Genomic DNA, 13,381 nt, shown 5'->3' on the forward strand with positions numbered 1-13,381 from the left:
CGCCAGGCCCGGCGAGCCCTGCGGATCTGCCCGCCCCACCGACGAATCAAGCCGCTGAGGACACAGCAGGCGCCCAGGCCAAAATGACCGGGAAGCCGGTCGAGGTCGTCGCAGACGCCACCGAGACACGCCAGGTCGTGGCGAATCCCGACGGGACGTTCACCCTCAACGCGACGGCCCGGCCGACGCGCGTGAACCGCAACAATCAATGGGTGCCGGTAGACGCGACGTTGCATCAGACATCCGACGGGCGGCTCGCGCCGGCGAACACCACACAGAACGTCAGCTTCTCCGCGGGGGGTACCTCGCCACTGGTCACCGTGGCTCTCAACAACACCACGTTGTCGTTCTCCTGGCCGACGCCGTTGCCGACGCCCGTCGTCAGCGGAGCGACCGCGACCTACCCCAATGTGCTGTCCGGGGTCGACCTGACCGTCACCGCCGCCGCCGATCATTACTCTGAGGTGCTGGTGGTACACGACCGCCAGGCAGCATCGAACCCGGCGTTGAGCGACGTTCGTCTGAAGGCCCAGGCAATGGGATTGACCGTGAACGGCGATGGACAAGGCGGGCTGGTCGCGGTCGATAACACCGGAAAGCCGGTATTCGGCGGACCGGAACCCGCTATGTGGGATTCCCACCTCAACCCGACAATGGGCGCGACGCCATCGGCAACCGATCCCAGCACTGGCACGCTCACCGCGTTGCCGGCCTCCGTCACGCAACAAACCAGCGACGCGGCGACCGGTCAGTCGAACGCCGAGGTATCGATCAGTCCGACTGCGGCGGCCCTAACCGGGCCGAATGTGACCTATCCGGTCTATATCGACCCTCAAATAAACTGCTCGGTGACGAGCTGCCCTGGGTACTGGAACGAGGTAACGGCGAACGGCTGGTGGTACAGCCCGACCTCGCCGGCGCAGATTCCCTATGCGCAGGTGGGTTATTGCTACCCCACGGGTGATTGTAACGGCATGACCGTGGCCCGGTCGTTCTTCCGGTTCGACACGACAGCGATCGCGGCGCGGCCTAACGGCACCACGGCGACGGTGTTCGGCTCCTGGATGTTCGCCAACGAAGTATGGAGTGCAAACGGCTGCACCACGGAGCCGGTAGATGTCGGGCTGGCCGGGCCGATCGACGACAACACCCGGTGGCCGGGACCGGCATGGAACTTCACAGATCGTCAGTTCTCCGCGGCTGGCGCCAACTGCGGACAACCGGGCAATGTCGTCTTCACCGTCACCGGCAACGCGCAGCAGGCAGCGAACAACGCGTGGCCCAACCTCACGCTTGGTCTGCGAGCCGACAACGAGAACGACCAGATGCAGTGGAAGAAGTTCGACGAGAACCCCCAGCTGACGGTCAACTTCAGCTATCCCCCGAACACACCGTACAACCTCAACGTTTCGCGCGGTGTGACCTGCACTGGTGTCGCCTACACATCGGACAGCAAACCGACGATGTACGCTTCGGCCAGCGACAACAACAACCCGCCGCTGAACCTCGTCGAACACTTCACGCTGCTGGACCAGAACGGTCAGCAAGTGTCCGCAGGCGACACTCCCCCGATCGGCTCCGGTACCGTCGGCGCCTTCACCGATCCGGTTCCCTTGACACAGCAGGGTTACCAATTCCGGGTTTACGCCTCCACATCGGACCAGTACAGCTCGATGGGCTCGCCCGGCGCTTTCTACAACTTCACCTACCTGCCGCCACCGACACAGCAACCGTCCGCGAACTCGCAGGACTACCCGCAGAATTACTGGGGCGAACCAACCACAGCCCCGGGTGCGCTCACCTTGATCGCCGGAGGCGCCGGCAACATCGCCGGGTTCACCTGGACCCTGCAAGGGTCGGGCAGCGAGCCTGCCCCGCCAATCAATGAATGCAACTACAACCAGACGTTCACCGACTCCGGCGGCCACTCGACCGGCGGCTATGTGGGCATCGGCCCGGACGGGACATCGACACTGCGCATGCCCGCCAACCTGTCCGTCGGCTACCACACGATCTACCTGCGCAGTTTCGACCTCGCACACAACCTGTCCCCGGAGTCCAAGCCCTACGTCCTGTACGTCGCACCCGCCACCAGTGCCGGTGCAGTACCCAGCGATGTCGCTGCGACCACTCTGGCCGTCAGCCAGCCCAGCGGGCAGAACATCCCGCTGGGGCCGCAGGCCGACTGCTGCGGCGTCTCCTGGTTTGGTGGCAAGCAGCTCTGGTTCCAAAGCGCCGCTGCCAATACCTCGTTCACCGAGACCTTCACGATTCCCTCCGGCGGCGATGCCGCCTACCAGTTGGGTGCGAACATGACCGTCGCACCCGACTACGGCATCATCACCGCGACACTGGACAGCACGACCCCCCTGCCCATCAACGGGCTCACGCAGTTCGACGGCTATAACGCCGGCGTTGCGGCGACCAGGTTCGCCAGCTTCGGCACCACCTACCTGACCGCGGGCACACACACCCTCACATTCACGGTCGCCGGAACCAACTCTGCCAGTGTCGGCAACCGCTACATGGTCGGCACCGACCGCCTCCACCTGCGACCTACCAATCAGCGCGACGCATTCAGCCCGGCCGTCCAGTCCACCACCCTCGGGGGTCCCGCCACGGTGATCCAGCCCAACTCCAGCGGGCAAACCTGGCGCGACGGCGCGCAACTGTTGTTCCCGGCCACCGCGGCCGGACAAGCGGTGAAGCTGACGTTCACCGTGCCGGTCGAGGCCGACTACGCGCTGGGAATCACCTTGACCCAGGCACCCAACTACGGTCAGCTCGCCTTCAACCTCGACGGCGCGACACCATTGGACAACACCTCGCCCTCCTCGCCATACGACACCTATTCCGCCACGGTTAACAGCACCTACCTACCATTGTGGGGCGGGCATCTGCAGCCCGGGAGCCACTCCGTGACCGTGAGCGTGACCGGTAAGAACGGCTCGTCCACCGGATACGCGGCCGGAATCCAACTGCTCACCGTCGCGGCGGTCAACAACGTCACCGCAGCGACCTTCGCCGCCGCGATGAACAACCACGGAATTGTGAACGACAACGTCAACTCCAACGGCAACCTCGACACCGTCGGCGGCTATGCGCTGTCCGCGCAGTCGATGGCCAACGCCGGAATCACACCCGGCCAGAACTACACGGTAGGCGGCGCGGCCTTCTCGATCCCGCCGGCGGGCAACGCAAGCACGCCGGACAACGTGGTCGCGTTCGGCCAGACCATCCCGTTCCCGCAAGACCAACAGGTCAACGCCAGCGCGGTGGGGCTGCTAGTGGCAGCCACCTGCGGTCCCACACCAGCCGCTCCCGCGTCCATCAGCTACCTGGACGGACCAACGAGTAATCCCGTAGTCCCCTCCGTGCCCGACTGGATCTACGGAGACCCTGCCAGCGCCACCGTCGTACCCAAATACATCGTCACGGCGATGGCGACCCCCGTGCCACAAAGGTCCGGTCAGATCTACGCGATCTTCCTGCCCGCCGATCCCCACAAGAAGCTCAAGTCGATCACCCTTCCCTACCTTGGCGGCACCGCACGAAACACCTGCGCCCAAGGCTCGAATCAGACACCCGCCCTTCACGTTCTCGCGATCGCGCCCCGCGTCCTCAGCGCCCAGCAAGGATGGCTCGGTGCCTGGGCCGCACCCGCGGACGCCAGCACCGCCCCACCGGGCAACAGCTTCAACAACCAGACCATCCGCATGGTCGTGCACCCCACCGCGACCGGCACTCAAACGCGGGTGCGCCTGTCGAACACGAACGCGACGGTCCCCGTCACGATCGACACCGCAACCGTCGCCGCTCAGGCCGGCACCACCGGAACCGGCGCTGTTGCGATGTCATCCCCCGTCAGTCTGCTACCAGTCGGCGGGATAACCATCCCCGCCGGCGGTGAGATCTACACCAATGCGGTTACCATGCCAAGCCTGACCGGCGGGAGCGGGAACCTCCTGGTCAGCCTGCACGTCCAGACCGCAGGCGGCCAAGTGCCCTTCCACAACAGCACCACGCCGACCTACCTCGCTTCCGGTGACGCGACCGGCAATGTCGACGGCAGCGCATACCCGACGTCGATCGCCGGCGACTACTACGCGACCGGACTCGACGTCAGCACCAGCAGCCTCTCCGCCGGAACCATCGCCGTCTTCGGCGACAACACCAGCCTGGCCACCGCCACAGGCGGATCATGCAACGCAGGCACTTACTACGCCTGCACCTGGGTCGACGACCTCGCGTCGGGATCCGTGGCCTCACTCAAAGGCAACACCATCATCAACGCCAGCAGGGCCGGCACCCCAGCCCAGCATCGATGGGCGCTCGGCGACGGCAGCGGCACCACCGCCGCGGACACCGGCGCCAACGCCGGGCTTCCCGCCACCGCCAGCGGCCCGGTGGGCTGGAACACCGGGCCAGTCGGGAGCTCGCCAGGATCGGCATCGTTCAACGGCAGCACCACGTACCTGAGCACCAGCGGGCCGGCGCTGGACACCTGGCGGAGCTTCACCGTCTCGGCCTGGGTCAAACCGACCACACTCGGGTCGTCCTGGCAGACCTACGTCGTCCAGCAGGCAACACACGCGTCCGGCTTCTACCTCGAATACGACGGGACCAGCGGAAAATGGTCCTTCTCCCAATCCGATACCGACAGCGTCAATCCAGTCAACTACCGCGCAGAATCGGCCAATGCCGCACAAGCGGGCGTATGGACACACCTGACCGGAACCTACAACGCTTCAAACGGACAAATGCAACTGTGGGTCAACGGGGCACTGTCCGGACAGGCCACCAACCTCCACACGAACACACTCGACGCCCGTGGCCCACTCGTCATCGGACGTGGGTACTTCAACGACACACCAGGCAACTTCGCCAATGCCTCGATCGCGGACGTCCGCGTTTATCAGCGAGCGCTCAACATGCCTGACACGCTCGCACTCAGCGCCACGCCCACAATCCCGGCCGGCGCACCCACCGCATACACCGCAGGCAACTGCCCCACCACCTGCAACCAACTACCCATCAGCCCGAACACGACACTCAACCAAACCGTGCTCAACGAACCCGACGTCCAAACAGTGATCATCTCACTCGGCGCCAACGACCTGCTCGACGGCCAGTCCGCCAGTCAGATCGAAAACAGCCTCAACCAACTCATCAACCTCGACAAGTCGTTCGCATTCATGAACTACTTCCGCCAAGACTCCTCACTGCTCAAAGTATTCGTCACCACCGTGCCACCGCTCGGCCTCAGCGACACCGATCCCCGCGAGCAAAACCGCAAAAGTCTCAACGCCTACATCGCCAACTTCGGCTTCAGTGCAGCAAACGGATACATCGACTTCGACAGCGCCATCACCACCTCGCCCAACGTTGTAAACCCGACGTACCTCACCAACGGCGCACCGAACGCCGCCTACTACAACCAACTCGCAACCACAGCCACCAACCCCTCCGGCGACACCCTCAACTAGCGTAGAGACTGACCGTCGGAGGGGTGCTGGCGGCGCGGCAGCCTGGGATGTTTGTTCGAGCATTGGACCCGGCGGGGGCACAGCGCGCTGGAGGTGGCGGCGATTTTCGCGGCAAGACTGCAGCACCCGCGGGAGGTGATCAGCGCGTTCGACGAGAAGGAATTTGCCGCACTGATCCCGAGATGAAAGAGGAGCCGACTGGCTTAATCCGCTCCGGGCGCCCGCGAGCTGGTCTGCCAGGTGGCCAACGGTTCCCGGCCAGGCGTCCCGCCCGCCCGCGGGGGGCGGGCGGGACACACTTGACGAAAACGTTCGCTCGGCGAACCGGTCGGGGTCATAGGGCGCGATCTCAACGCCCTCAGGCATGGAGAGCCCGCGGACCCGGTCGGACAGGCCCTGATTGGTGGTGATGTCCTCGGTGTCCTCAGCAGCCGCCACGGCGAGGATGACCAGGACGAGAACCCGCCGGGCCAGCGGGCGAAACTGGGCACGACGAAGGTGCCGTCAACGGGTAACCGGAACAACCGGGCTGCGGAGGCAGTCATCGCCAGCCGGTCACCGAGCCGCTGGACGAACCACTCGCCGAGCTTCACTCGGTGTACCCGCACCAGCGGCCACAATTGGGGATGGGTGTGCCGGTCCAGCACCGGCGAGCGCGGCAGGACGGCGAACGCCCGTTGCTGGCCAAGCAGCCGCAGCGACGCCGAGGCGATGTTGCTTCAGCGTTCCAGGACGCACGCACCTCGCCAGGTGGGCCGAGATCGCCGACGCCGAACTGGACCTGCTGCTGTGGGCGGGAGAGCCGTCCATCACGCCCGTCGACCAGGCGGGGATCTCCGCGGTGCTGCGGTAGTTGAGCCGCTGGCGTTGGCGTGGCCCCAGCGCGGGGCCGCGCCACGCCGTTCGACCCGCAAGTAGTCCTCCCTGCTTCCAACTTGATGTGCGATGACAACGTGCCGGTGCTCCTACGTCAGGAATCGCTCGGTCCAGTGCAGGTCGATGACGGCGGATCCGCCGCCAGATCTGCAGTTCGTCGGCGACGGTGCTCGCGCCGTACGCTAAGTGGCGATGGCTACACGAGGCGTAGAAGGCGCTTACCAGGGCGCGCTCCGGGCGTTCCAGAATCCGATGCTCGCTCTGCTCCATCAGACGCATGCGCCGTTCGTGGTGACGGTGCTGGCGATGGTGTTCACCGCGGAGCGGCCGACGGTGGCGGTGGCGGACTCGCACGCGGAAATCAACGACGCTCTTGACCAGTTGCGGGCCGCGGGCTACGGCGACGAGGACAACCAGCCGCTGCCGACGGGGAACGCGCGAGATCTGTGCAGGCAGTGGGTGCAGGCGGGGTGGTTGGTGCGGCAGGTGTCCGACGACGATGTCGAGGTGTACCGGCTGTCCGCGTACGGCGTCGGTGCGCTTGAGGTCGCCGGGCGGGTCGGCGGAGTGCGGACCAGGGTGTCGGAGTCCCGGGTCAGGACACTGCTGGAGGCGATCGAGCGGCTTGCACAAGACGCCGATCCGGACGTGATGGCGCGGATAGCGCGCCTCCATCAGGAGATCCAGCAGCGTCAGAAGGAGCTCACCCGGCTCGAAAAGGGTGGCGCCGTGGAGACCGTCGAGGACGAGCAACTGCTTGAGGCGGCCGAGAACGTGCTCCACCTGGCGCGCGAACTGCCCGCGGACTTCGCACGCGTGGCGGAGTCGATCAAGGCCATACAGCGGGACGTCGTCGCCGAGTTGCGGCACGACGTGCGGCCCACCGGTGAGGTGCTCCGTGAGTATCTGGCCCGCGGCCAGCGGATCCTGGACGCGACACCGGAAGGCCGCGCGTTCGCTGGGGCGTTGCGCCTGATCGGCGACCCGGCGCAGATCGATGACCTGTGGAGCCAGCTGCGCACGGTGTTGCGGCACCGGTTCACCGATCTGCTGCCGGAGCAGCAGCGGCGGGAGCTCACCGAGATCTCGCGCCGGATCGAACAGGGCGTCAAGGAGGTACTGACCGCGCAGCGGCAGGCATCCCATGTGATCACCACCCAGGTCCGCAACCACGATCCGATGCGGGATCGCCAGGTGGATGAACTGTTGAGGAACGTGATGTCCGGGCTTCACAAATGGGTTCCCGGTTCACGGCGAGGTGAGCCCGTCGAGCCGCTCCGTCGCCTGCCGGTGGCCGACGTTGGACACCTGCGGCAGCGCATGAGCGACCTTCGGCCACCACAGCCGCCCGCGCCGTTGCGGGAATGGGATGAATCCGAGGACGTGCCAACTGCGGACACCCGGGCATGGGGTGGCCCACAGTACGCCGAGCTGCGCGCGCACTTGGCGGCGTTCGCGGGCGGCGCGGAGAGCGTGGATGTCGCGGCGGCGTTCCGCGCGGCGAGCGAGGACATCCAGCGGCCGGTCGACCTGCTCGGCCTGCTGGAGATCGCCCATGATGCCGGAATGACCGAGACGGCCGAGGTCGCAGTGGTCGACACGGTCCGACCCGACCTGACCCGGCGACGGTTCGCCCTCGGCGGCGTGGTGGCGGCGAACCCGGTGAGCGCAGAAAGGAGCGGTGGCGATGAGTGAACCGGACGGCGCCGACAACGGCTGGTCGGCGGGCACGGGGGCCGGATTCATCGACCCGGTCTCGATGGAGGACGATCCAGCCGAGTTGTTCGCCGGCGACGCGGGCACCTTGGACGCGGACGTGCGACGGGTGCTGGTGCAGTTGTTGCGGCGCAAGTTCCTGCTGGCCGAGAAGAACCCGGCGCAGTGGCGCACGCTGCTGGAGAACCAGCAGATCATCGAGTCGCGACTGCACGACCTGTTCGTGCGGCTTGTGGTCGACCACGACCGGGGCGTCGCCTACAAGCAGCAGGTGCGCTCGGTGGAGCTGGATGTGCCGATCCTGCTCAAGGACGACCCCTACAACCGGGCCGAGACTTTGGTGCTGGTGCACCTGCGGACCGTCTTCCAACGGGAACGCGGGACGGGCGAGACGTCCGCGCGGGTGGACATCGAGGAACTGGAGCAGACCGTGCTGACCTACTTCGATCCGAACGACCACAACCTGGCCCGCGGCCAGCAAGAGGTCCGTAAAGCGGTGGAGCGGCTGGTCACCGAAGGACTGCTTACGGAGGAGTCCTCGGGCCGGTATCGGATCACCCCGATGGTGGAGGTCGTGCTGAGTACCGCGAAGCTCGCCGAACTGGAGCAGTGGTTGCACGGGCGAAACGAGGCTACGGCGTGAGCATGATCGACACGCTGTTCGGGTTGATCCCGGCGGCGTCCCGAGGCCAGCAGTGGGTGGCGCGAGACCTGCAACTGGTCAACTGGGGCGGCTACGACGGGTATCACCACCTACGACTCGCACCCGGCGCGACCCTGCTCAGCGGCGGTTCCGGATCAGGCAAGTCGACGCTGATGGATTCCTACATCGCGTTGCTCATGCCGCATACGACTCCCTTCAATGGGGCGTCCAACGGCGGAGTGGTGGGCAGGCCCCGGGGCAAGGACCAGCGCAACATCCTCTCCTATGCGCGCGGCAAGCTCGACGAGTCCCGGACCGACGGCGAGACGAAGTCGAGGGTGCTGCGCGGGGACGGCCGCGACACCTGGTCGGCCATCGCGATGACCTGGGCCGACCACACCGGCGCCGAGTTCACCGCACTCCGGGCCTGGTATGTCCCTTCGTCGGCCCGCAGCCTCGACGACGTTGTCGCGGTGCGAGCCACCTGTGACCACGGATACCAACTGCGAGCGCTGGAAGGACCGGCAAGTAAGAAACTCGCCCGTGCCGAGGTCGCGGCAACCGGCTTGAACTGCTTCGACACCGACCGGGACTTCACCGCGCGTCTCCACACCACGCTCGGCATCGGCGCCGCGGGCGACGGGCACAAGGCGGTCGCGCTGCTGGGGCGGATCCAGGCCGGGCAGCAGATCACCACCGTCGACGCGCTGTACAAGACGATGGTCCTCGAGGAGCCGTCCACACTGGCCACCGCGGACGCGGTGGTACAGCAGTTCGACGAGCTTTCCGGCACCCGGGAAAGGATGATCACCGCCCGCCAGCAGGTGAAGGCCTTGACCCCGATCCGCGAGCACCGGCAAACCATCGACGAGGCGGTGGACCGGTTGCGTGTGATCGACGACCTCGGGTCATTGACTGCTCCATCGTCGCCTGCCGCGTTGTGGCGTCATGAACGCCGGCTCGGCTTCTTGCGTGCGGCCGAGAAGGAGCTGGCCCAGCGGCACCGTCGCGCCAAGGAGGAACTGGCGGAGACCATCGCCCTGGTCGATGCGACTGAATCGCAGTGCGAAGGGGTGACTGCCACGCTTCGCGCGTCCGGTGGTGACCGCCTGGACACTGCACTCCGAGAGATCCGCGGCGTGGAACAGCGGTTGAGCGACGTCGAACGCTTACGGGAGCGGCTGGACCGGGCACTCGAAACCGTCGGCGCTACCGTGTCGACCGGGGAGGGCTTCGCCGCACTGGTCGACACAGCGCATCGGTCCCTAGCCGACACCGATGCCAGGAGGACCGCCCAGAACGAGTTCGCCGAGGCGATGGCAGAGAAGAAGGAAGCCGAACACGAGTTGACCAGGTGGCGCGCTGAGCACAACGCGGTCAAGGCCCGCAGGGGCAACATCCCGACCGAACTGCACGCGGCTCGCGCGGCATTGGCCGAGGCCGCCGGGCTCACCCCGGACGACCTGCCGTTCGTCGGCGAGCTCATCGAGGTGCGGACGGAGTTCGAGCCGTGGCGCGAGGCGTTCAACCTGGCGCTCGGTGGATTCGCCACGCGAATGCTGATCGACATCGGCAGGCTGAACTCGTTCCGTGAGGCGATCAACAAGGTGTCGACCGGCCGGCGGGTCCAGTTCGAGGGCGTACGTACCGGCCTGCCGGACGAGGTCAGACTGGATGGAAAGACGCTCCCCGGCAGGCTCGACTACCGGCCGTCGCCGTTCACCGCCTGGCTCAAGAGCGAGCTCGCCCGCCGGTTCGACTTCGTCTGCGTCGAGACGCCCAGGCTGCTGGCGCAGTACCCTAAGGCGCTCACGATCAATGGCCAGACATCCGAAGGCGGCCGGGGCGCGCACGGCGGCCACGGCCGAGCCAACTTACTCGGTTTCACCAACAGCAGGCTGCTTGCCGACCTCGAGAACCGGATCGGCCTTGCGCGGAAACGCCTTGACGCTGCTGTCGCCTGGGTGTTGAGGGCGGAGGAAAACCTCAACTCGTTCGAAGCCAGACGTGCGGCCTACCAGACCCTGACCGAGTTGTCCTGGGATCAAGTGGACGTCAAGTCTGTCGAGGCGGAACGAGACCGCTGGAACCGCGTTGTCGACGAGGTCCGCGCAGGCAATCCGAAAATCGATCAGCTGCAGCGCCAGGTGGACGAACTCAAGGAACAGGCCAGGAAACTGACCGAGCGTGTCGGCCAGCAGAGGGGCGACGTGAAGGTACTCGCTGAGTCCTGGGAGTCGACCGTCGACGAAGTGGACCTCGCCCAGTCGGCACTCGACACGGCCGCGGAGACGGGCGTCGAAGTCAGCCCGGAACAGCAGGCCTATCTGGAGGCGATGTTCGACAGCCACCCGGACAGTGCCGTCGTGGCGGAGTCGCTTACAACGTTCGACGCCGCGGTGGAACGGGCCGCCGCACAGCTCCGCGCCGACCAGAAGTCCGCGACGGAGACGATCAATCGGTCGAAAAAGGCGCTCATCGACACGTTCTCGACGTTCATCGAACGCTGGCCGAACCCGAACCTCGGCACCGACGCGGACGCCTCCTACCGCGACTTCGACCGCCTGCTCACCGATCTGGAGACCAGCGGCCTGCACGAGCTGGAGACCGAGTGGCGGGACAGCCTGCTCAAACTGTCCGGCAACGACCTGACCGGCCTGGACAGCGAACTTGCCGCCGCTGTCCGGGAGATCCGCGACCGGATCGACCCGGTCAACCGCATCCTCGCCGAACTGCCGTTCGCCGACAACAATCACCGGCTGCGCATCGACCCGCAGGAGAGCCACTCCACGGTGCGGGCCCGGTTCCGCAAGGAACTGCGCGAAGTACGCGCCTTCATCGACCAGGCGGCAACGGACGAAGACCGGGAACGCGCCTATCACCGGATGGCGAAGGTGATCAACCGCATCCGACGCGCCGCGCCCGATTTCGCCGACCTCGTCGACGTGCGCAACCACGTTCGGATCAGCGCCGAGAAACGCGATCTCGACGGTGGACACGTCGCCGTGTACGACCACATCGGCGAAAAGTCCGGCGGCGAATCACAGGAGCTGGTCGCCTTCATCGTTGGAGCCGCATTGCGATACCAACTCGGCGACGCTGGCGCCGCCCGCCCCCGCTACGCCCCCGTTTTCCTCGACGAGGCGCTCATCAAGGCGGATGCGCACTTCACCGGCCGGGCCATCGGCGCGTGGCGCGGCCTCGGTTTCCAGCTCGTCATCGGTGCCCCCAACGACAAGCACAGCGCGATCGAACCGCACGTAGACGCGGAGTATCTGATCCTCAAGAACTCGCAGGGCCGATCCTGGGCGAAGCCCCTGGTCGGTGTTCCGGACGCATGAGCGCACTCGTCACCCCGGAGGACGCCGTCGCGGCCCTCCGCCGCAAGATCGATCAGAAGTGGGCGGAAGCCGTGTGCGCGGAGGTCGGCGTCGGAGACCAAGTCGTGTTCTCCGTTCCGCTCCGCCCCGGTGTGTCAACGGGTAAGGCCGTCGAGCAGCTCGGGCACGCCGCCTGGCACGAGTGGCACATGCGCTGGCGCGGGTTCTCCGACCAGCTCCCCACTGGCGTGGAACTCATTCGTAGGGCGGTAACCATCCGGGGAGTCGCCGGCGATTTCCCGGCCACGCTCATTGCGGACCTGAACGGCGCCGTTGCGCTTACTGCCGACGCCCGTACCGGTGCTGAACCTCTGACCGTGGACATCGACCGCGCCCGTGCGCTCGCATCGGCGTTGCGGTCCGCCAGTGCGATCCTCACCCCGGCCACGCTCCGGGCCGTCTACCGTCTTCAGGCCTTCGACGTGGAGGTGCTGGTCAGTGCGGTGACCTGGCTCCGTCGGCATCCCGACGCCAGCACCTGGACCCTGCGGCAACTCCCCGTCCCCGGTATGCACACCAAATGGCTTGACACCCACGGCGCACTGCTGCGTGATGTCGCCGGACGCGATGTCCGAGACGAAGTCCGGCCCCGCCTGACCGTCATGCACCTGACCTATGTCGACCCTGACCACGCCGCGTCAGGCCGCCGCAGGCACGACGCCTGGACTACCGGCGATGTGCACGACATCGCCTACCCGCCGCGCGTCGTCCTCGTCGTCGAGAACCGTGACTCCCGCCTCTGGTTCCCGTCAGTCAGGGACACGATCGTGGTCGAGGGCGGCGGCAAGGCCGCAGCCGCCCTGCTCGCGAACGTGCCCTGGATCCGGGCCGCAGACCACGTCGTCTACTGGGGCGACATCGATGCGGACGGGTATACCATCCTCGACCAGTTCCGCGCCACGCTGGCCGAGCCCGCACCGGACGGCGCACCAGCGAAGCCCGTCACCTCCATCCTCATGGACGCCACGGACCTGCACTACTACGCCCAACACGGCGTCAACCACGACAAGACAGGCCGCCCCATCAAGCCGTCACCAGCGACCCTGCCGCACCTCACCGAAGCCGAGACCACCGCTTACAACACCATCGCTACCGCCGGCCCTACCCCGTTCCGCCGGATCGAGCAGGAAGCCATCCCTCTCACCCACGCCGTAACCCGGCTGCTGGAGATCTTGAGAGGACAGGATTGATTCTGCGGCCCTGGCGTCGTCAGCGGCAGGTCCGCTCCCGATGGACGGGAGTGTAAGTCACGATCTGCAGCGTCGGTAAGCCAAGTGCCG

6 protein-coding genes are annotated in these 13,381 nt (G+C 66.4%); 5 read left to right on the plus strand and 1 reads right to left on the minus strand.

The window, feature by feature from the left end:
• The first annotated feature begins 83 nt into the window (after positions 1–83).
• Positions 84–5,486: a LamG-like jellyroll fold domain-containing protein gene (locus FNH05_RS04990; protein ID WP_144586076.1), complete on the plus strand. Its 5,403-nt coding sequence runs from the start codon at positions 84–86 to the stop codon at positions 5,484–5,486.
• A gap of 203 nt (positions 5,487–5,689) precedes the next feature.
• On the opposite strand, the gene FNH05_RS40000 is transcribed toward FNH05_RS04990, so the two are convergent.
• Complete coding sequence (locus FNH05_RS40000; protein WP_144586086.1) at positions 5,690–6,199, minus strand: DUF2398 family protein; 510 nt, start codon at positions 6,197–6,199, stop codon at positions 5,690–5,692.
• Between the two features lie 355 nt (positions 6,200–6,554).
• On the opposite strand from FNH05_RS40000, the gene FNH05_RS05000 reads away from it, so the two are divergent.
• The 4 genes from FNH05_RS05000 to FNH05_RS05015 are packed head-to-tail and all read left to right on the plus strand — an operon-like array spanning position 6,555 to position 13,291.
• Positions 6,555–8,057 carry a DUF3375 domain-containing protein gene (locus FNH05_RS05000; protein WP_186382384.1) on the plus strand — a complete coding sequence of 501 codons (1,503 nt, stop codon included), beginning with the start codon at positions 6,555–6,557 and terminating at the stop codon, positions 8,055–8,057.
• Positions 8,050–8,721, plus strand: a complete 672-nt coding sequence (locus FNH05_RS05005; RefSeq protein ID WP_144586078.1) for a DUF4194 domain-containing protein — start codon at positions 8,050–8,052, stop codon at positions 8,719–8,721. Before FNH05_RS05000 ends, FNH05_RS05005 begins: the two co-directional genes overlap by 8 nt.
• On the plus strand, positions 8,718–12,062 hold the full coding sequence (locus FNH05_RS05010; RefSeq protein WP_144586079.1) for an ATP-binding protein: 3,345 nt from the start codon (positions 8,718–8,720) through the stop codon (positions 12,060–12,062). Before FNH05_RS05005 ends, FNH05_RS05010 begins: the two co-directional genes overlap by 4 nt.
• Positions 12,059–13,291: a Wadjet anti-phage system protein JetD domain-containing protein gene (locus tag FNH05_RS05015; protein WP_144586080.1), complete on the plus strand. Its 1,233-nt coding sequence runs from the start codon at positions 12,059–12,061 to the stop codon at positions 13,289–13,291. The genes FNH05_RS05010 and FNH05_RS05015 overlap by 4 nt, the downstream gene beginning before the upstream one ends.
• Positions 13,292–13,381: the final 90 nt, after the last annotated feature.

The organism is Amycolatopsis rhizosphaerae (assembly GCF_007713715.1).
GTDB classification, from domain to species: Bacteria; Actinomycetota; Actinomycetes; order Mycobacteriales; family Pseudonocardiaceae; genus Amycolatopsis_E; species Amycolatopsis_E rhizosphaerae.

What these genes read in the sequence shown, in the direction of transcription:
- FNH05_RS04990 (WP_144586076.1), top strand. Translation starts at nt 84, where the DNA reads ATGACCGGGAAGCCGGTCGAGGTCGTCGCAGACGCCACCGAGACACGC.
- FNH05_RS05000 (WP_186382384.1), top strand. Translation starts at nt 6,555, where the DNA reads ATGGCTACACGAGGCGTAGAAGGCGCTTACCAGGGCGCGCTCCGGGCG.
- FNH05_RS05005 (WP_144586078.1), top strand. Translation starts at nt 8,050, where the DNA reads ATGAGTGAACCGGACGGCGCCGACAACGGCTGGTCGGCGGGCACGGGG.
- FNH05_RS05015 (WP_144586080.1), top strand. Translation starts at nt 12,059, where the DNA reads ATGAGCGCACTCGTCACCCCGGAGGACGCCGTCGCGGCCCTCCGCCGC.